The following is a 19,504-nucleotide window of genomic DNA, read 5'->3' on the forward strand; positions in this document are numbered from 1 at the left end:
CTTCATCATAGGGTTGTCAGAAAACCTGCCATCGGAGTAATATGATATACAGAAAGTTAACAGGTATAATTCATACTTAATATTAACTAGGAGTGGTAGCAATGAAGATTGTTGTAGATGATTTGAGCGGGGCACAAGTGATTGGATTAATTGCAGAACATCTGCAAGGAATGGCCGAGGACTCTCCGCCAGAGAGCATTCATGCCCTTAATCTGGACGGGTTGAAGCAGCCTGAAATTACATTCTGGTGCGCTTGGGAGGATGAAGAGCTTCTGGGTTGCGGGGCGATCAAGGAATTGGACAAAGAGCATGCAGAACTCAAATCGATGCGGACCGCCAAGAAGCATTTGCGCAAAGGTGTAGCCAGAAATATTCTTGCTCATATTATTGAAGTAGCCGTAAGCCGCGGATACAAACGGATCAGCCTGGAGACGGGCTCCATGGATTCATTCATCCCCGCCCGCAAGCTGTATGAAGATTTCGGGTTTACGTATTGTGAGCCATTTGCAGATTATATCCCGGATCCGAACAGCAGATTTATGACGAAGGAACTGTAGTTTATTATAAAAAACACTTGAAGAACAGCATTCTGTAGTTGCAGAGGATGCTGTTTTTTGGCGTATACACGCTTTATAGTATCTTAAACTTAACGAAAGAAGAGAAGGAGACGTATATGTTGAATTTACTTCTTCAGTGTACTCAGCATACTTTGAATATGGCTTTCCATTAGCTGCCGTGCTGTTTCGCTTTGCCGCTCCTCGATGGCAATGGCGATCAGAACATGGTAATTGGAGGCCTTGGTCCGCATATTGGGCAGCGTATTGGTCTGCTTGCGCCCTTCAGCCAGCAAGGGAAGAATCGAATTCAGCATCCGCGCCACCACCGGATTGGCTGCCCCTTCGGCGATTAACTGATGAAAGGCGAGGTCGGTCTCGAAGAAGGAGCCGCCTTCCTCCATTTGCCGCACCATTCGGTCAGCCAGTACCCGCAGCCTGCGGATCTGGTCCTCATCGGCCCGTTGCGCGGCTAAAGCGGCAAGTTCAGGCTCAATGAGCAGTCTGGCTTCCAACAGGTCCACAATCGATATGTTATCTAACTCCTCTAAAGCAACCGCCGGATCATCGAGCAAGAGCGGATCGTTTCGTACATACATCCCGCGCCCGTGCTCAATGCTGACATTCCCCTGACTCTCTAATATCCGCAGCGCCTCACGTACTGTAGTGACACTCACAGAGAAATCAACGGCCAGCTGCTGCAGCGTAGGGAGCCGATCCCCCGGAGCCCATTCCCCATCGAGAATTTTCTGCTTCATAAGCTCTATTGTAGCTTGAAACGCGGTTTGTTTATTCTGTTTCATGTTTAGCCGTCCCTTTGATTTAGAATACATCCATATTAGCATAAGAGCTTCGTGACTATAAATAGATAAGCCTAAGTATTGATTTAGTATTGACTAGCGAAGAACAAGATAATATGATCTTACCGTATAGATCATATCTATTTAAAAAAATGATAATAAAGATATGATCTTTGTGGAGAAACACTATCAGCGTAGAATCCAAAGGAGGAGGGACAATGGAGGTCGTAACCTTTGGGGAAACTATGGTACTTCTGGCACCGGACCGGATGGTTCCCCTGGAGTACGTGAACGGTTTTCACAAGCATGTTGCAGGAGCCGAGACCAATGTAGCCATTGGGCTTGCCCGTATGGGGCATAGCGCTGGCTGGTTCAGCAAGCTCGGAGATGATCCGTTTGGCCGGTATATCAGGCAATTCGTAAGAGGACATGGCGTTGATATTTCCGAAGTCAAGGTTACTGCTGAAGCGCCGACGGGAGTGTTCTTCAAAGAACAAATATCTCCGGACAAAATACAGGTGTACTACTATCGCAAACATTCGGCGGCCAGTCTGATGCATGAGGATGAGCTTAATGAGGCATATGTTGGTAACGCCCGCATCCTGCATGTTACCGGCATTACTCCGGCGCTTAGCACGACATGCAGGAAATTAACCTTTCGGGCCCTTGAAGCGGCAAAAAAACACGGGACGGCCATTGTGTTTGATCCCAATATCCGCTGGAAGCTATGGAACAGAGAAGAGGCCTATCGTGTTCTTAACGAAATTGCGGCTCTTGCCGACTACGTGCTGCCCGGCATGGATGAGGGACAGTTTCTGACAGGATGCTGTACGCCTGCTGACATCGCGGACCGGCTGCTGAAATCCGGTGCTGGTGCTGCCGTAATCAAGCTCGGCGCGGACGGGGCTTATTACAGTGACGGACGAATCTCTGGAACTGAGCCAGGATTTCCCGTGAAGAGACTCATTGATCCGATGGGTGCCGGAGACGGATTTGCCGCAGGCTTTATCAGCGGTTTGCTGCTGGGGGAGGATCTGCCTTCTGCCGTGCGGCGAGGCAACGCTGTGGGTTCCATGGTTGTGGGGGTAAGCGGCGATGTGGAAGGACTTCCGACCCGGCAGGATGTGGATTTTCTCTTGGCAGGGGGAACCGGTATGGAGGATATTATCCGGTAAGTGAGGGACATTCCAAGGGAGGAGGAAAGAAATGGACAAAGATAAGCAGATGGAGCAGCTGATAACTTCCGGACTGGTCGCCGTTATTCGCAGACCAGCGCCTGAACGGGTGGATCACATTGCAGCGGCACTGGCAGACGGCGGGGTCGGAGCGCTGGAGATTACAGCCGATACGCCGGAAGTGTACAGGTTGATCGCAGACATGAAGGAGAAATATGGAAATCGCCTGCTGGTGGGAGCGGGTACCGTACTGAAGCTGACGCAGGCTGAGCAGGCGATCGCGGCGGGAGCCGATTTTATTTTCTCCCCAAATTTGAATGAGGATATTGTGGGGCTGACCTTACAGCACGGGCGAATCTCCATCCCCGGCGTAATGACACCGACCGAGGTAGTCAGAGGGTACGAAGCGGGTGCAGACCTGCTTAAGGTGTTCCCGGGCGGTTCTCTGGGTGCCTCCTACATCAAGGAACTGCAGGGGCCACTTGGCCACATCCGGATGATGCCGACAGGAGGCGTGACCCTTGCGAATGTCGGAGCCTTCATTGCCGCCGGAGCTGTTGCTGTCGGTTTGGGAAGCGCTCTCGTAGATCGGGAAGCGGTGGAGCAGGGCGACTATGGGAAGATCACAGAGACGGCCCGCCAATTTGCCAATGAAGTCAGCAAAGCCAGAATGAATAACACAAAAGGAGCCAAATAATCAATGAAAATCACCGGATTTGAGACCTTTATCGTTCCTCCCCGCTGGCTGTTTCTGAAGATTGAAACCGATGAAGGCCTATCCGGCTGGGGGGAGCCGGTGGTCGAAGGCAAGGCGCATACGGTGCAGGCCGCAGTGGAAGAGCTGATGGATTATGTGATTGGGCAGGACCCCCAGCGGATTGAAGACCTATGGCAGCTCATGTACCGGGGAGGCTTCTATCGTGGCGGGGCTATTCTGATGAGTGCGATAGCAGGGATCGATCAGGCGCTCTGGGATATTAAAGGGAAAATCTACAATGCGCCTGTGTATCAGCTGCTGGGCGGCGCCTGCCGCAATTCCATGCGGGTGTACTCCTGGGTAGGCGGAGACCGGCCCATCGATGTTGTCAAAGCGGCTCTGGAGAAGAAGGCCGCCGGGTTCACGGCGATTAAGATGAATGCCTCGGAAGAGATGCAGTTCATTGATACACATGACAAGATTTATGCTATCGTCGAGCGGGTCGCCGCCATTAGGGAGGCCTGCGGACCGGAATTCGGGATTGCTGTCGATTTTCACGGGCGGATTCACAAACCGATGGCACGCGGACTGGCCAGAGAGCTGGACCCCTACCGTCTGATGTTCATAGAAGAGCCGGTGCTGCCGGAGAACAACGAAGTACTGCGGGAGATCGCACATCATACCAGCACTCCGATCGCGACGGGCGAGCGGATGTACTCGCGCTGGGAATTCAAAAATCTGCTGAAGGATGGGGTGGTTGACATTATCCAGCCCGATCTGTCCCATGCAGGAGGGATCACGGAATGCAAAAAAATATTCGCCATGGCCGAGGCGTTCGATGTCGCGGTCGCTCCGCATTGCCCGCTTGGGCCGATCGCCCTGGCCGCCTGTCTTCAGGTGGATGCAACGTCTTACAATGCGGTCATTCAGGAACAAAGCCTCGGTATCCATTATAATCAGGGAAATGACCTGCTGGATTATATCACCGATCCTACCGTCTTTGCCTACAGCGACGGTCATGTCCAGATTCCTTCCGGACCGGGTCTTGGCATTACAGTGAACGAGGAGTATGTGCGTAAGATGGCGGAGGACGGCCACCGCTGGAGAAATCCGGTATGGCGGCACCGGGACGGGAGTATTGCGGAGTGGTAAGGCTTATCATTGCTTAGCAACTACAAAAATGGATTCCAACCGATGCAAACTACATTAAATGTGGTTAGCATCGGTTATTTTAATTCCCATTCTGATAAACAGAAGTCAGCACCATTCGACCATCTGAAAATTTATTCAAATGCTGATACATAATTCATGTTAGTTCAGTCTTTTATACAGTAGGCTTCTTAATTACGAATATCACATAACCTGCCTACGCTAAAATGGAGGTAAGATCACATGGATTTTCAAGGTATAATCAGCACATTGCTGCCGATTCTGTCTAAGGTATTGATTATTGGGCTAGCGGGATTAGGCGCTCTTGCTCTATCTTATGCTTTATATCGCAAGAAAGGCGGGAAAAGAAAGCTCCCGCTCAAGAAGAGCATAACTGTTCTACTGCTCATCATGTGGTTTGGCATCGTAATGGTGTTGACCACCTTTAGCAGGGGACAGAACTTTGAGGGATGGGTTAATTTGCGGCTGTTCAGCGGTTATCTGAGTGCCTGGCATCAATGGTCGCTAAGCGAGTTTCAGCTGATAATTTTCAACATGCTGATGTTCATGCCACTTGGATTTCTAATTCCGCTGCTTGGGATGAGAACCCGGCGTTTTATGCCTGTGCTATTGACTTCTCTGGCTGTGACCACCGGTATTGAGCTTATCCAAATGTTTAGCCGCAGAGGCATATTTGAACTGGACGATATCCTGCACAACACGATCGGCAGTATTGCAGGTTATTTGATAATGAACGCCATATTAGACAGTGTGAAGCAGCGCAAGCTGGCTTTTCGTTCAGCAGGGCTTGCGCTATGTATTCCGCTGGCTTTCGTTCTATTGTTCACCGGCGCGCTAGCTGTGTATCAGACTAAGGAGCTTGGTAATCTATCCATTCGTCCGGCTATTATGCAGGATATGCGCGGAGTCGAGGTTGAACTTATGGCCGGGCTTCCGGAAGAGGCAGAGCCAGCGTCACTTTATGTCAGCGATAGGCTCTATAATTTGGGGTATGGACAGGAGATGGCAGCACTTGTCGAGCGGTCCTTCGATCTGCAGCGTAAAGGAGGGAAGCGAATTGATGGAATGAATCGGGTCTGGTCATTCGCGGACCCTGACGGGAATCCGTACACCTTCAACTATAACTTAGGGGACGGCGGTTGGCAGTTGTATATCCAGGGCGAGCGGAATTCCGCGATGAGTGAAGAAGAAACAGCGAAGCATAAAGAATTCTATGAGAGTTGGATGCGGTCCAACCATATTCTGCCTGCGGACGCCATCTTCAGCATACAGAACGGGGATACGCTGAGATGGGATATTAGTCATTCTAAGGCCGCGATTGCAGAGAACGAGAAGGATTTTGCACAGGGAATGATTATGTTGATTCCGTCTTCTGCGGGTCAGAAGGCTCCCCTTGATTTGTTCTATGCTATGAACGAGAATAAGTATGTCCGTAAAGTGGAAATAATCAGTCCGGCACAGGCTTATGAGGAAGTCCTTCAGGGGAACTTCAACATGTATAACGATCTGAAGAAAGGCGATTTGCTGCGCATTGAACAAGTTGAGCTGGTGTACACCTATGATTCGAAAGGGTATTATCAGCCGGTCTACAACTTCATCGGAACGGTGAACGGGGAAGATTGGGAGACTCAAATACCTGCTATCCATTAATTACCGAACTGAGCGCTGGCGTTGATTCATGGCAACAAATCGTTTAATTGCTTGGAAAATGTTTTTCTACCCTCCGGGTGCAGAAGGTATCACAAATTGCTCCAGATGGAGTGTGCAATATTCACCGTCAATGTTCTTTACTTTCTCTCTTGAGAACTATATAATAAAGCCAATTGTATATGGATAGACCGGAGGAGCCTGCCAACAGCGGGCTCTTTTTGTGTTTTTACCTGGAAAAAATTAACTTACGGAGGGTTTCACATGGAAATGAAGATGGAGAGTATCATGGTGTGTGTGCATTACGGGCCCCATGGACAGCGGTTGATTCAGAGGGGCGGCGAGCTGGCCAGAAAGCTTCAGGCTCCGCTTGTTGTGCTTACTGTAGATGCCAGCGAAGATGGTGAATATAACCACGAGAAACAGTTGTACCTCTCCGCTTGGGAGCAGCAGACCAAAGATGCCGGAGGGCAATTTCTGAACCGCAAATGCAATGGGAAAAAGACAGCCCAGGTTATCGTGGAAACTGCACAAGAATACCAAGTGACACAGATTGTGCTGGGGCAAACCAGCCAGACCCTGTGGCAGGAAATTACACGCGGCAATTTCATCAATGACCTGATGGAGCGGGTCGGCACTATTGATCTTCATATCGTTGCCGTTCAGCGGTATCCCGAGCTTCTTGAGCAGACACATGAACGGGGATTTACGGCCTATCTGGCCAAAAAAGACGGCCGTTATATTCTTATGGAGGAGGATGCTGGTAACAAAGCGATAAAGGGCACCTTCTTCCGGGAATTCGATACCGATTTTAATACCGGTCTCTTTAAAATGGTTACCAATGGCGAGTCACAATATTTAAGAATTGTACAGAATGAATGGGTCAAGCCGAAGTGAGCAATATAACTAAAATAGAAAGGGGTACGGAGCCGTGCTGCATATCATAATCCTTCTTCCGTTTATACTATCTGCGCTATTATTGCTGACGAGACAAACTGTGCGCTTCCATCTGGGATGGCTCGTTCTGCCCCTGCCGGCGGCTCTTTTCCTGTATCTGTTGACGAGGATTCCTGTAATTCGGGCAGGAGAATCGATTGTAGACACATTTGCCTGGATGCCGTCTTTTGGAGTGAATATCACCCTGATCCTGGATGGACTCAGTCTAATCTTTGTCCTGCTGATTTCAGGAATGGGAGCACTCGTTGTGCTGTACTCTATTTATTATCTCGACAAACAGACGGAAGGAATCCGGCGGTTCTACATGTACCTGCTCCTATTCATGGGGGCCATGCTGGGGGTAGTGCTGTCGGATAATCTGATCGTACTGTACGGGTTCTGGGAGCTTACAAGTATCTCCTCATTCCTGCTTATTGCCTTCTGGTACGGCCGGGAAAGATCCGGTTATGGGGCAGTGAAGTCTATGCTGATTACGGTGTTCGGCGGATTAGCCATGTTTGCCGGATTTAATCTGCTGTATGTAATGACCGGTACTTATAGTATCCGGGAGATTATTGCAATGGCAGGAACCATCACGGATAACGCTATGTTTATCCCGGCCATGCTGCTGATTCTGCTGGGAGCCTTTACGAAATCGGCCCAGTTTCCTTTTCACATCTGGCTGCCTGACGCCATGGAGGCTCCGACTCCGGTCAGTGCTTATCTTCATTCCGCAACTATGGTCAAAGCAGGGATTTACCTGGTGGCAAGGCTTACTCCTGTCTTTGCGGGGCAAGCAGAGTGGTTCTGGCTGGTGTCTGCAACAGGCCTGCTCACTTTAATCTATGGGTCATTCAAAGCGATCCGGCAGACAGATCTCAAAGCATTACTGGCCTATTCTACAATCAGCCAACTGGGCCTCATCATGTCATTGCTTGGTCTGGGATCAGCAGCCGGCTTTGTTAGCGGAAAGCAGGATGCGGTTTTTTATACGATGGCTACTACAGCGGCGCTCTTCCACCTCATCAATCATGCTGTTTTCAAAGGCAGCCTGTTTATGGTGGTAGGCATCATTGACCATGAGACCGGTACCCGTGATCTCCGTAAGCTGGGCGGACTGATGTCTCTTATGCCGGTTACCTTCTCGGTCGCACTGATGGGGGCGTTCTCTATGGCCGGGTTGCCGCCATTCAGCGGATTTCTCAGCAAAGAGATGTTTTTTACTGCTGTACTGAATATCCGCGAGTTTGATGTTCTGAATTCAGCATACTGGCTGCAGCTCTTTCCTGTCATTGCCTGGATTGCGAGTGTCTTTACTTTTGTATACAGTATGATTCTTGTATTTAAGAGCTTCGGCGGTAAGCTACACCCGGACAAATTGGACAAAACGCCACATGAAGCCCCGCTGGGTCTCTTGCTGGCACCGGTCATCCTGATTTCTTTCTCCCTAATATTTGCTCTATTTCCGGATCTGGTCACTGGTACGCTGATTGAACCGGCAATGGCATCCATACACACGGGGATGCTCTCTCCGGGGGAGAGCTTCGAGGCATCTATTCATTTCTGGCATGGCTGGACACCCGAGATCTTCATGACACTTGGGGTTGTAGCAGCCGGAATGCTCCTGTTCAAAAGCTATACCCGTCTGCGGGTGCTCGACCGTGAAGCCAGGGGGCGGAATACGCTTAACCGGGTGTATGATGCATCGCTCCGGCTATTGGAATGGGGTTCTGCGCGTTTGACGGATGCCTATATGACTGGCTCTAACCGCCATTATCTACTATATATCTTCAGCTTTTTGATCGTGGCCCTGCTTGGTGTTCTCCTGCGGGAACCCGGGATCAGCTTTGGCATGAAACAGTATGCGGACTTGTCCTTCTATGAAATGGCCGTGATTGCCACGATGCTGCTGGCAGCCTTTGCCGTTCCTTTTGCCAAATCAAGGGTCAACGCCATCCTGTTCACCGGTGGTGTCGGGTACATGGTGACGCTGCTCTTTGTCCTTTTCCGGGCACCTGATCTTGCGCTAACCCAGATGATTATTGAGACCGTGTCCGTCATCCTGTTCCTGCTCTGCTTCCGGTACTTGCCGAAGCTGAAGCAGCAGAAGGAGAACATGCGTTTCAAGCTGCCTAACCTGATCATCTCGCTTGGTGTGGGTGTAACGGTAACACTGGTCGCTCTGGCAGCGATGGGCAGCAGTCCGTTCGCGTCCATCTCCGAGTATTTCTTGAAAGAGAGCTATGCTTTGGCGGGAGGAAAAAATGTGGTTAACGTCATTCTTGTAGACTTCCGAGGATTTGATACTTTGTTTGAAATCATGGTGCTTGGTATCGCCTCGCTGGGCATTTATGGCCTGGTCAATCTGAGAATGGAAGAGGAGCCTAAGCGAATTAATCCGCAGCTGGCTGTACCTCTACGCAGTAATGATGTCATTCTACAGACGATGTCCAAGGGGATTGTCATCATCATTCTGATCTTCTCCCTGTATTTGTTCTTTGCCGGTCATAATCACCCGGGGGGAGGCTTCATCGGCGCATTGATGACTTCTGCAGCGCTGGTACTGATAACTATTGCTTTTGGCATGGATCAGATTCGCAAAGTGTTTCCTGTAAACTACCGCCTGCTTACTGCAGCAGGGCTCTTGCTGGCTATTCTTACGGCTTCGGGCTCATTTCTATATGGGGTTCCTTTTTTAAGCCATTCCTTCGGACACTTCCATCTGCCTATCCTTGGAGATGTCGAACTGGCAACTGCCGTGCTGTTTGACTTAGGCGTTTATTTGGCAGTGGTGGGTGTAGCGATGAACATTATTTTAACGATAGGAGGGGATAAACGATGGAACTCGTAATGGCGATAGCAATAGGCATTCTGTTTACTATAGGGGTGTACCTGATTTTGTCCAAAATCCTCCTGCGGATTGTCCTGGGGACTTCCTTGCTGACACATGGTGTACATCTGCTGCTTCTGACCATGGCCGGACTTAAGAGAGGAGCTGCTCCTGTGCTGGGTAATGAGGAGTCTTATGTTGATCCTTTGCCGCAGGCTCTGATCCTGACCTCCATCGTGATTAGCTTCGGCGTAACTGCCTTCTATTTCGTGCTTGCTTACCGTTCTTATCAGGCCTTAGGTACGGATGACATCGACAGTATCAAGGAGGCCAAAGAATGAATAACATTCTGGTTCTGCCTATTCTGATTCCCTTATGTACAGCAGTGATCCTGATTCTATTCAAAGAGCAGATACGCCTTCAGCGGGGAATTAGTGTGGTTAGCGGTATCCTTACTATTCTTTGTACCGCCTTGCTGGTTACACGTGTACATGCTGATGGCATCATGACCTTACAAATGGGAGGATGGGCGCCTCCTTACGGGATTGTATTTGTTGGAGATATGTTCGCGTTACTAATGGTAATGATGGCTTCCATCGTGAGCTTCGCCATCCTGCTCTATTCCTTCAGCAGTATTGGAGAGAAGAGGGAACGGTATTATTACTACACTTTCTTTCATTTTTTGCTGGTCGGGGTATACGGCTCATTCCTTACAGGAGATATTTTCAACTTGTTCGTCTTCTTTGAGGTGATGCTGATTTCTTCATATGCCCTTATCTCTCTGGGTGGAACCAAGCTGCAGTTACGAGAGACAGCGAAATATCTGCTGATCAATATTGTGTCGTCAACGTTGTTTGTAGCAGCCGTAGCCTACCTCTATGCGGCGGTAGGAACGCTGAATATGGCGCATTTGTCACAGCGTATTGCTGAAGCGGGGCAAGGAGGCATTTTGAACGTAATTGCTGTACTTTTTTTAATCGTATTCTCCTTAAAAGCGGGGCTGTTCCTGTTCTATTGGCTCCCCGGATCATACAGCGCACCTCCTTCAGCGATCAGAGCACTATTTGGTGCACTACTTACCAAAGTAGGGCTGTATGCAATCATCCGTACGTTCACCCTGATGTTTGTTAATGATACCAGTCTCACGCATAGCTTGATCGCCTGGATGGCTGCGGCAACCATGATTCTGGGCAGCATAGGGGCAGTGGCCTACAAAGATATTCCTCGTATTCTTAATTATAATGTCATTATAAGTGTTGGATTTGTGGCTTTCGGGCTTGCTGCAGGTACGACGGATTCGCTAAACGGAGCCATCTTCTATCTGCTTCACGACATGTTGGCCAAAGGACTCCTGTTCATCCTTGGCGGAATGATTATAGCCGCAGCAGGGACAGACCGTTTGAGCGGTATGGGAGGCATGATTAAAAAATATCCGCTGATGGGATGGATGTTCTTTATACTGGCTCTTGCTTTGGTAGGAATTCCGCCGCTGAGCGGTTTTGCCGGAAAGCTGCTGATCATCCGCGGAGCTCTGGATGCCGGTATGCTGACATTGTCTCTTGTCGGTCTCGGATCAAGCTTTATGGTGCTGTATTCCTTAATCAAGATGTTCAGGCTGGCCTTCTGGGGAAATGAACCCGAGAGAGAATTGCCTGCTGTGAACCTGAAGAGTGCTTCGGCTGTCGCCGCTGCACTGCTGGTACTTGTCCTTGCGATGGGAATCGGAGCAGATGCTCTATATGCCTATGTATCGCAAGCCGGTGAAGTTCTGGCATCACCTGCGGAGTACATTCAAGCCATAATGAAGGAGTAGATAAGATGGCCCTACAATTGTTATTTAACCTGTTAATTGCTTTTCTGTGGATGGCGATCAATAACAGCGGCTCTGGCGCCACTTTTCTTATCGGGTTTCTGCTTGGCATGGGAATGCTGCTGTTATTCAGAAGATCCACGCCTCAGACCAGGCCCTTTTACCTAAGACGTCTCTGGTTCATATTGAAGCTGCTGCTGATCTTTATCCGCGAACTGACCATCTCGAATTTCGTGGTGATCTATCATATTCTTCGTCCGAAGCTGGCTATCCGCCCGGGAATATTCGCCTATGAGACGGCTTTAACCTCAGCTTGGGAAGTTACACTGTTATCTTGTCTGATATGCTTGACTCCAGGCACGCTGACCCTTGATGTATCAAGGGATGGGAAGACCTTATATATTCATGCCATAGACATCAAAGATGCAGAGGAGATGGTTAAGCAGATCCGGGGGAATTTCGAACAAGTGATTATGGAGGTGACCCGCTAATGGTCTCAGTACTGTTAAGTACCGCATTGGTTATTCTGGGAATAGCCATACTGGCGTGTCTGTACCGGCTCCTGAAAGGGCCTACCCGTTCGGACAGGGTGGCTGCCCTGGATACGCTAGGCATTCATGTACTGGCTATGATTACCGTGCTTAGTATGCTGCTGGATACCCGCGATTTTCTTGAGGTCATCCTGGTTATCGGTATTCTGACGTTTATTGGCACAACTGCACTCGCAAGATATATTGAACGAGGGGTTGTGGTGGAAGAAGGAGGGGAACTGCATGACAGGTGAGTTGTTTAGCTCGATTTTAGTGGTGCTTGGCGCCATTTTCTGCGGGATCAGTGCCTTCGGCCTCATCCGGCTGCCCGATGTTTATCTGCGTTCACATGCGGCCACCAAAAGTGCAACGTTCGGGGTATTATGTTTATTGGGCGGCGGCTTCCTGTACTTTTGGTTCAAAGATGGAGCGGTCAGTGTCAAGCTGCTGCTGGCGATTCTTTTTGTATTCATCACTTCACCGGTCGCAGGCCATCTAAATGGCCGGGCGGCCTACCGTTCGGGCGTTCCCTTGTGGAAAAACAGCATACAAGACGATCTGCTGACCCATACGGAAAAAAGTGAGGAACAGTCTGCGAAATAACGGATAATCGCTGAATGTAGATCCGGCATCCGTTGACAATGTACAGAAAAAAAGAACCTCGCTAAATCTTAATGATGTCATGGAGTAAGAACCTGGTATTATCCCCTTCAAGTAGACACTCGTAAAAAACCTCATGTGTTAACATGAGGAGATGAGTGAACTTGGAGGGGATTTTTGTATGGCCAAAAAGGGACAAGTATATCAATCGTACACAGAGGAATTCAAGACAGAGGCTATTCAAGCCTATTTTACAGGAGGTGAGAGCTACAAGGTCGTCTCCGACAGGTTGGGGATTGCGAACTGTACTCAGCTTAAAGTATGGGTAAAGAAATATCGGAATGGAGAGCCACTCGATACACGAAAAGGGGCAACAAGCCCTTTAAAAGGACGTCCACGTTCTACATTTGCCAGTATCGAAGAAGAACGAGATTACTTAAAGGCACAGGTGGACTACTTAAAAAAGCGGTATCCAAATCTGTAAATGGAGGAAAGCTTGGACTACAAGACAAATACGCCGTCATCGAAGAACTACGTGACCAGCATGGCGTCACCCGACTATTAACCATTGCAGGTGTATCGCGGGCAAATTACTACAAGTGGCGAGGTACACAGGCTCGACGAATGGATACCCATGAGCAAGAGCACGCCATTAAGGAGCATATGGTGGCTATTCACCTGGCTCATCCCTATTTCGGGTACCCCCGAATGCGGGCAGCCCTGTGGGAGGCGGGCTACCTCGTCAACCACAAGAAGGTATGGCGGCTCATGAAAGAGCTGTCGATCCAGTCCGTCATTCGCAAGAAAAGGAGTCGTGCTGGCTCTGCTCCTTCCGTGGTCTATCCGAACCGATTAAAGCGTAAGTTTCATGCGACAGCACCTCAGCAGAAGCTAGTAACGGACATCACGTATATCTCAGACGGCACCCGCTTTTATTATCTGTCCGCTATTCAGGACCTCTTTAACAATGAGATTGTAGCTTGGCAGATCTCGGAGCGTAACGACGTAAACCTCGTCCTGGATACCATTGAACAGTGGACACGAAAAAGAGACGTGTCTGAGGCCGTGCTCCATTCGGACCAAGGCTTTCAGTACACGTCTCAGGCGTACAACACACGATTAGAGGCATTCAGCGTCAAGGGCAGCCACTCTCGCAAAGCAACCTGCCTGGATAACGCCTGCATCGAATCCTTCTTTTCGCATCTGAAGACAGAAAAGTTGTACCTTCACCAGTGTAAGTCAGAAGCAGAGATTCATCAAGCTGTTGAAGATTATATCTACTTTTATAATTACCAACGTTTTCAGGCGAAACTTAAACAGCGCGCGCCGATTGAGTATCGGCACGCGCTGGCTGCTTAGCTTTTTTCATCTGTCTACTTGACAGGGGTATGACCAAACCCGCGCCCAGCGCGGTTTTTTTGTTTTACTCTTTTACGCAATTGGCTTATCGTACTCTATGACAGAGTATATAAAAAATTGGAGGTTTAACTTTGAGACGTTCTCCTTTACCTTTATTGTAAGCGATTACACAAGAAACCGGTGCATTTTATATGAAACGGACAATCATGAAGCTGGTATTTTTCAATTATTGCAAAGGGGGGGACATCATGGTCACCGAGTTTATAAAGAGACATACGTCCTGGCTGATTTTCGGCAAACGCTTCATGAAATACGGTCTTATATTGGCCATTCTTATGCTAATGATCATTCCGCTGTATTTCAAATCCTATACGCTCGCCAAGCAGCTGACACTGGATAAAAGCAAATCCAAGCTGCTGGACGGCGTGGAATCGTTGGAACAGCAGGTGCTGCGGGCCCAAACCATTACCAGCCTGCTGCTCCAGGAGGAATCGTTCATGCATTTGTTTTTTCTGGAAGGTGTTCCGTCCAGCGAATACTACATGGACATCAAAGTGGTACAGTCCAAATTAAAAAGCCTGGCGCTGACCCAGGATATGTATTCCAACGTATATATCCGCTTCAAGGACAATCCGGTATTTATCTCCAACTATATTTCATCGGACGACTATGAAGATGTGTATGCCCGTTACTACCGGTACGGAAATCTTTCGGCGGAAGCGTGGCAGGATCGGCTGTTCGGCGAGAACTACACCATGAAGCTGTTTCCGGCCAAGGAGGTATTCTCTTCTTACTACAGCCGCAAGCCGTTCGACGGCATTACGGCCGTCATTAACAATTCCTATTTCAACGCCATTGAGCAAAAAAGCGTCCTGGCCATCGACATGGACCGTGAGGATCTTGTGGGCAAACTGCTGTATGCGGATCAGACGGATGATCACTTCGTCTACATTGCAGACAAGGAAGGCCGTATTTTACTGTCCCATAATTACGAAAACGGTGATCCGCTGGAAACGGCGGAGACGCTTGGCGAAATTGAGATTTCGGGCAGCAAGTATATCTTGCTTACGCGTTCAAGCGAACGGCTGGGACTTCAGGTCGTAGTCGGCATCCCGGCGGAGGCCTTCGCGGATAATGTTAATTCCTTGCTCGAACTTGTAGTACTCTACGTCGTAGCGGGTATGGCACTTACCATGCTTCTGGCATTCCTTTTTTCGATGAGGGAGACGAACTCTTTGAAGAAGCTGGTAGAGACGGCGGCAAGGTCGACCCAACAGAGCTTTACGCTCCGCAACGAATTCGAGTACCTTGACCATGCCTTTACTGAGATTCATATGCGGAGCGAGCAGCAGCAAGGGCGGATCGAAGCAATGAACGATTCCATTAGATATTCCATTGCCAAGCATATGCTAATTCTGGGTGCCTTTACGGAGCGGGAAAAGCAAGAAGCGGAAAGCTACTTCGGCTCCGCATTCGAGCGGTTTTGTGTGGTGAAAGCCATATACAAGGTGGACGGCCCCCATGCAGGACTTAAGGGCGTGCAGCAAAATATCGGACTGCAGTTGGAGGAACGGTTCAACGCCGTCATGCGCCATCGTCCGCTTGCGCTCAATTTTCATGCCAACGAAACGGTTTTTATGCTGTTTTTCGATCCGGAGGAAAATACGGTAGGACGTTCGGATATCAAAGTCCGGTTGTCGGAGCTTATCCGGTCGCTCAATGCCAAATCGCCGCTGGCCGTGACGGTAAGTATCGGCGTCAGCGAAATCATGTCCGGTCCTGAGCAGGCCAAGACAGCTTATCAGCAAGCGAAATACGCCCTGGGTGTCAACGAGAACGAGGTAGCCAGCGGGGTGTATCTGTTTGAACTTCCTTCTGATTCCGATACTCGTCCGGCTTTCGACAATGCCGTGCTGCTGAAGCTTCACGATGCCCTGATCGCTGGCGAGACAAGCCTGGTATCGCAAATATTGGATGACTGTCTTGGACTTCTGGCCGACTATTCTCTAACGGAGCAGGAGCAGCTGCAGATCTTTTTCTCCGTCCGGCAGACGGTGTTCAGCGCCCATAAGGTGATCGGCGGAGACAAGAGTGGTTCGGGTGAACAAACACTGACGATTCCGGCTTACGACCAGTCGCAGGATATGATCCGGCTGGCTGACCGCCTGCGGAGGACCGCGTTCGATTTATGCGACATCGTGATAGGCAACAAGAAGAGCAACAACAACAGGCTGAAAACCGACATTTTAAATTATATCGGGGCCCATTACGGAGATGCCGGCCTTTCTGCCGGCAGTATCGCCAGTGAGCTGCTTATTTCCGAAAAATATGTCTTTTCCTTTGTTAAAGAGCAGACCGGTAAAAGTCTGGGCAAATATATTGAAGAAATTCGGCTGCTGAACGCGGAGCACCTGCTTTTAACCACTGATTATTCCAACAACAGGATTTGGAAGCTTTGCGGCTTTGGCAGCGAAAATACATTCTACCGGGCTTTCTCTAAAAAGCATGGTGTAACGCCGACCGTTTGGCGGGAGAACCAGTCCAGTCTTACCGACTGACAATGAAGGGAGAATTATCAGCCTCTCTGATCTTACCCGGTGACAGCGTATAAGAGAAGTAACGGTTTTCACGGTGCAGGCTGCGGGAATACAATCGACCTGTAAGCGATTACAACACACTGTGGATCACACAATCACAAAAGGGAGGAATACCGTTTGACCCAACAGATCAGTAAAAAAAGGAAGGCGCTGTCGGCAGGTTTGCTAGTTCTTCCTATGCTGGGATCGCTGCTCTCGGCTTGCTCGCAAGGCAATCAACAGGCAAATGAGAGCGGAGAGGGAGGACGCCCCGTCATTACGGTTGCCGTTCAGGCTAATCCGAATGTAGAGGACTATGAAACGAACCATTATACGAAGCTAGTCGAAGATGCGATGAACGTCGATCTGAAGTTTCTGGAGTTGCCCAGCCAAGCGGAAGAAGCGTTGACCAAACTTTCGCTGATGGTCTCCTCAGGAGCGGAACTGCCGGATGTCGTCAACATTTATTTAAATGAATCGACGGTCTTCGATTATGCTGCGAAAGGCGTGTTCGTTCCCCAGGACGATTATTTGAATGATCCGGAGCTCGCTGTCAATTTCAACAAAATACCGGAAAAAGAATTCGTTCGCAGCTCCATGAAGCTGCCTGACGGCAAGGTGTACGCACTACCCAGATACTCCCCGCAAAAATGGAATGAAGGCTCCAACCGTGCCTGGATCAACAATGAATGGCTGGAGAAATTGAAGCTGGAAATGCCGAAAACGACAGATGACCTGTACAATGTCCTGAAAGCGTTTGTAGAGCAGGACCCGAATGGAAACGGCAAGAAGGACGAAGTCGGTTTTGTCGGCTCGCTGAACGGCTGGTCGCAGAACCCGCGCATCTATTTGATGAATGCCTTTATTTACGCTGATCCGGGCAAGAGCTACATGAATGTGAAAGATGGCCGGATCTTCCCGGCTTTCACTCAGCCGGAATGGAAGGAAGGGCTGGAGTTTATGAACAAGCTGGTTAAAGACGGCCTGTTCTCTCCCTTGTCCTTCACCCAGGATGAAACCCAGATGAAGGCGCTTATCAACGTGCCGGGCGGCATGGCTGGCGTTGTTACGGCCGGCAGCTACAGTACATTCGGTCCGGAGCTGGACAACAAAATGACGCTGCTGCCCCCGGTCAAGGGGCCTTCCGGCCTGAGCGCGACTCCGTACAGTCCGTCCCTGCCAACCCAGCTGTGGTTCATTACGAAGGACGCGAAGGATCCGGAGCTTGCCTTCAAAGTCGGTGATTATATGCTAAACCCTGAGCTGTCTATCGTCAGCCGTTACGGCGAGAAGGGCGTCGACTGGAGCGATGATCCAGCCGTTGTCGCCGAGTATGTCGGCCCGTTTGAAGAATTGGAAGGAGTGCCTGCAGCCGTTGCTGAACTGAATCCGTCCATTTGGAACAACCCGCAAAATAAACACTGGAACGATGCCAATCCCGCTTACCGTTCACTGGAACTGGGGAAAACGGTATCCAATCTCAAGAAGGACGCGGACGATGTACTGCCCAACTGGAGACCTGCATTTGAAGAAGGGTATGTACCGGCTTTCCCGGAAGAAGTCATCGTCAAGCTGAGCTATCTGCCGGAAGAGTTGAAGCAAATTGCCAACAGCAAAACGGCGATCGACAACTACGTGAACGAAAGCGCCGTTGCCTTCATCACTGGCAACCGTCCGCTGTCCCAGTGGGACGATTATATTGCCGAACTGAATAAAATGGGGATTGCCCAGTATTTGGAAGTCGCTCAAGCCGCCTATGACCGTTCGAAGTAACGGCGGGACGGTCAATTATTCGGGATGAACCTGGCCCGGGAAGCGGGGGTTCTGTATGCCTGACTCCCGGGCCGGCGTTTCCGGCCCAGAACGGAGAGTAACTATGCGAGCATCTGTATTTAACTGGCTGAAAAAAGAAGTTTTGCCGAGCTGGCAGCTGTATCTGTTTCTCATTCCGGCCACCGTGTACATCATCATTTTTGCTTATGTGCCGATGGCAGGCGTTCAGATTGCCTTTAAAAACTTCAATTTCAATCTTGGAATCTGGGGCAGTGAATGGATCGGATTGGACAATTTCAGGCGGTTCTTCGATTCCTATCAGTTTACAACCCTGATTTGGAACACTATCAGCCTGTCCATGTACAGTTTGCTGATTTCCTTTCCTTTGCCGATTCTGTTTGCCCTGGTGCTTAATTCGTTTACGGGGCTAAAGTTTAAAAAAATCGTACAATCCGTTTCGTATATGCCGCATTTTATTTCGACGGTTGTCATCGTCGGCATGCTGGTTCAGCTGTTCAATCCGCGTACAGGTGCTTTTGGAGCGCTGTATACGTACTTTAGCGGTGAATTACTGGCGGACGCCTTTGCCAATCCGGGCGCTTTCCAGCACTTGTATGTCTGGTCCGGCATATGGCAGGGCATCGGCTGGAGCAGCATCATTTACATCGCCGCCTTGTCTTCCGTTGACGAGCATTTGCACGAGGCCGCTCAAATCGACGGGGCTTCGCGTCTGCAGCGGGTGCGGCATATCGATTTTCCGTCCATTTTACCTACGGCTACCATCATGCTGATCCTTGCGGTCGGCAATATCATGGAAGTTGGATTCGAGAAGGTGTTCCTCATGCAGAATGAATTGAATATTTCGAAAAGCGAAGTTATCTCCACTTATGTATATAAGGTAGGGTTAACTATCGGTTCAGGCGATTTCTCGTTTGCGACTGCGATTGGGTTGTTCAATTCACTCATCAACTTTGTATTGTTGATTATGGTGAACTACGCCGCCAAGAAATTCAGCAATACCAGCCTGTGGTAAGGAGGGAGAGCGGC

The 19,504-nt window shown here is 49.6% G+C and carries 17 protein-coding genes and 1 pseudogene; 17 read left to right on the plus strand and 1 reads right to left on the minus strand.

Features of this window, described 5'->3' with window-relative positions; all coding sequences use genetic code 11:
* The first annotated feature begins 101 nt into the window (after positions 1–101).
* Positions 102–557 carry a GNAT family N-acetyltransferase gene (locus MHH28_RS06615; protein ID WP_405113230.1) on the plus strand — a complete coding sequence of 152 codons (456 nt, stop codon included), beginning with the start codon at positions 102–104 and terminating at the stop codon, positions 555–557.
* Positions 558–682: 125 nt separating this feature from the next.
* On the opposite strand, the gene MHH28_RS06620 is transcribed toward MHH28_RS06615, so the two are convergent.
* Positions 683–1,312, minus strand: coding sequence for a FadR/GntR family transcriptional regulator (locus MHH28_RS06620; RefSeq protein ID WP_405113232.1), 630 nt, complete (start codon positions 1,310–1,312; stop codon positions 683–685).
* A 260-nt stretch (positions 1,313–1,572) separates the two neighbouring features.
* Between MHH28_RS06620 and MHH28_RS06625 the strand changes: the two genes are divergently transcribed.
* The 16 genes and pseudogenes from MHH28_RS06625 to MHH28_RS06700 all read left to right on the plus strand — a co-directional run bounded on the left by MHH28_RS06625 (position 1,573) and on the right by MHH28_RS06700 (position 19,490).
* Positions 1,573–2,529 (plus strand): sugar kinase, encoded by a 957-nt coding sequence (locus MHH28_RS06625; RefSeq protein ID WP_405113234.1) that lies wholly within the window; start codon positions 1,573–1,575, stop codon positions 2,527–2,529.
* A gap of 31 nt (positions 2,530–2,560) precedes the next feature.
* Positions 2,561–3,226 (plus strand): bifunctional 4-hydroxy-2-oxoglutarate aldolase/2-dehydro-3-deoxy-phosphogluconate aldolase, encoded by a 666-nt coding sequence (locus MHH28_RS06630; protein WP_405113236.1) that lies wholly within the window; start codon positions 2,561–2,563, stop codon positions 3,224–3,226.
* Positions 3,227–3,229: 3 nt separating this feature from the next.
* Positions 3,230–4,378, plus strand: a complete 1,149-nt coding sequence (dgoD, locus tag MHH28_RS06635; RefSeq protein WP_405113238.1) for a galactonate dehydratase — start codon at positions 3,230–3,232, stop codon at positions 4,376–4,378.
* 240 nt (positions 4,379–4,618) lie between these two features.
* A complete protein-coding gene (locus tag MHH28_RS06640) occupies positions 4,619–6,046 on the plus strand; it encodes a VanZ family protein (protein WP_405113240.1) in 1,428 nt (475 codons plus the stop codon).
* A gap of 261 nt (positions 6,047–6,307) precedes the next feature.
* Positions 6,308–6,940 (plus strand): universal stress protein, encoded by a 633-nt coding sequence (locus MHH28_RS06645; RefSeq protein ID WP_405113242.1) that lies wholly within the window; start codon positions 6,308–6,310, stop codon positions 6,938–6,940.
* A 34-nt stretch (positions 6,941–6,974) separates the two neighbouring features.
* Positions 6,975–9,830: a Na+/H+ antiporter subunit A gene (locus MHH28_RS06650; protein ID WP_405113244.1), complete on the plus strand. Its 2,856-nt coding sequence runs from the start codon at positions 6,975–6,977 to the stop codon at positions 9,828–9,830.
* Positions 9,818–10,150, plus strand: a complete 333-nt coding sequence (locus tag MHH28_RS06655) for a Na(+)/H(+) antiporter subunit C (protein WP_405113246.1) — start codon at positions 9,818–9,820, stop codon at positions 10,148–10,150. The genes MHH28_RS06650 and MHH28_RS06655 overlap by 13 nt, the downstream gene beginning before the upstream one ends.
* A complete protein-coding gene (locus tag MHH28_RS06660; RefSeq protein WP_405113248.1) occupies positions 10,147–11,622 on the plus strand; it encodes a Na+/H+ antiporter subunit D in 1,476 nt (491 codons plus the stop codon). The genes MHH28_RS06655 and MHH28_RS06660 overlap by 4 nt, the downstream gene beginning before the upstream one ends.
* Positions 11,623–11,627: 5 nt before the next feature.
* Complete coding sequence (locus MHH28_RS06665; RefSeq protein WP_405113250.1) at positions 11,628–12,110, plus strand: Na+/H+ antiporter subunit E; 483 nt, start codon at positions 11,628–11,630, stop codon at positions 12,108–12,110.
* Positions 12,110–12,403 carry a Na(+)/H(+) antiporter subunit F1 gene (locus MHH28_RS06670; RefSeq protein ID WP_405113252.1) on the plus strand — a complete coding sequence of 98 codons (294 nt, stop codon included), beginning with the start codon at positions 12,110–12,112 and terminating at the stop codon, positions 12,401–12,403. The genes MHH28_RS06665 and MHH28_RS06670 overlap by 1 nt, the downstream gene beginning before the upstream one ends.
* Positions 12,393–12,752 carry a monovalent cation/H(+) antiporter subunit G gene (mnhG, locus tag MHH28_RS06675; protein WP_405113254.1) on the plus strand — a complete coding sequence of 120 codons (360 nt, stop codon included), beginning with the start codon at positions 12,393–12,395 and terminating at the stop codon, positions 12,750–12,752. Before MHH28_RS06670 ends, mnhG begins: the two co-directional genes overlap by 11 nt.
* 178 nt (positions 12,753–12,930) lie before the next feature.
* Complete coding sequence (locus MHH28_RS06680) at positions 12,931–13,233, plus strand: transposase (RefSeq protein WP_405108415.1); 303 nt, start codon at positions 12,931–12,933, stop codon at positions 13,231–13,233.
* Positions 13,143–14,108: pseudogene (locus MHH28_RS06685) on the plus strand (IS3 family transposase); the annotation flags it as partial. The gene MHH28_RS06680 and the pseudogene MHH28_RS06685, both read left to right, overlap by 91 nt.
* Before the next feature lie 248 nt (positions 14,109–14,356).
* Positions 14,357–16,666 carry a helix-turn-helix domain-containing protein gene (locus tag MHH28_RS06690; protein ID WP_405113256.1) on the plus strand — a complete coding sequence of 770 codons (2,310 nt, stop codon included), beginning with the start codon at positions 14,357–14,359 and terminating at the stop codon, positions 16,664–16,666.
* A gap of 156 nt (positions 16,667–16,822) precedes the next feature.
* Positions 16,823–18,457, plus strand: coding sequence for a hypothetical protein (locus MHH28_RS06695; protein WP_405113258.1), 1,635 nt, complete (start codon positions 16,823–16,825; stop codon positions 18,455–18,457).
* Between the two features lie 103 nt (positions 18,458–18,560).
* The gene (locus MHH28_RS06700) at positions 18,561–19,490 is read left to right on the plus strand and encodes an ABC transporter permease (protein ID WP_405113260.1); all 930 of its coding nucleotides are present in this window, start codon (positions 18,561–18,563) and stop codon (positions 19,488–19,490) included.
* Positions 19,491–19,504 lie beyond the last annotated feature (14 nt).

It is taken from the genome of Paenibacillus sp. FSL K6-1217 (genome assembly GCF_045040735.1).
Classification (GTDB): Bacteria; Bacillota; Bacilli; order Paenibacillales; family Paenibacillaceae; genus Paenibacillus_AQ.

Excerpts from the sequence above, each read along its gene's own strand:
- MHH28_RS06615 (WP_405113230.1), top strand. The coding sequence starts at position 102 with ATGAAGATTGTTGTAGATGATTTGAGCGGGGCACAAGTGATTGGATTA.
- MHH28_RS06700 (WP_405113260.1), top strand. The coding sequence starts at position 18,561 with ATGCGAGCATCTGTATTTAACTGGCTGAAAAAAGAAGTTTTGCCGAGC.
- MHH28_RS06690 (WP_405113256.1), top strand. The coding sequence starts at position 14,357 with ATGGTCACCGAGTTTATAAAGAGACATACGTCCTGGCTGATTTTCGGC.
- MHH28_RS06625 (WP_405113234.1), top strand. The coding sequence starts at position 1,573 with ATGGAGGTCGTAACCTTTGGGGAAACTATGGTACTTCTGGCACCGGAC.
- MHH28_RS06680 (WP_405108415.1), top strand. The coding sequence starts at position 12,931 with ATGGCCAAAAAGGGACAAGTATATCAATCGTACACAGAGGAATTCAAG.
- MHH28_RS06620 (WP_405113232.1), bottom strand. The coding sequence starts at position 1,312 with ATGAAGCAGAAAATTCTCGATGGGGAATGGGCTCCGGGGGATCGGCTC.
- MHH28_RS06655 (WP_405113246.1), top strand. The coding sequence starts at position 9,818 with ATGGAACTCGTAATGGCGATAGCAATAGGCATTCTGTTTACTATAGGG.
- MHH28_RS06640 (WP_405113240.1), top strand. The coding sequence starts at position 4,619 with ATGGATTTTCAAGGTATAATCAGCACATTGCTGCCGATTCTGTCTAAG.
- MHH28_RS06670 (WP_405113252.1), top strand. The coding sequence starts at position 12,110 with ATGGTCTCAGTACTGTTAAGTACCGCATTGGTTATTCTGGGAATAGCC.
- MHH28_RS06645 (WP_405113242.1), top strand. The coding sequence starts at position 6,308 with ATGGAAATGAAGATGGAGAGTATCATGGTGTGTGTGCATTACGGGCCC.
- dgoD (WP_405113238.1), top strand. The coding sequence starts at position 3,230 with ATGAAAATCACCGGATTTGAGACCTTTATCGTTCCTCCCCGCTGGCTG.
- MHH28_RS06630 (WP_405113236.1), top strand. The coding sequence starts at position 2,561 with ATGGACAAAGATAAGCAGATGGAGCAGCTGATAACTTCCGGACTGGTC.
- MHH28_RS06665 (WP_405113250.1), top strand. The coding sequence starts at position 11,628 with ATGGCCCTACAATTGTTATTTAACCTGTTAATTGCTTTTCTGTGGATG.
- MHH28_RS06660 (WP_405113248.1), top strand. The coding sequence starts at position 10,147 with ATGAATAACATTCTGGTTCTGCCTATTCTGATTCCCTTATGTACAGCA.
- mnhG (WP_405113254.1), top strand. The coding sequence starts at position 12,393 with ATGACAGGTGAGTTGTTTAGCTCGATTTTAGTGGTGCTTGGCGCCATT.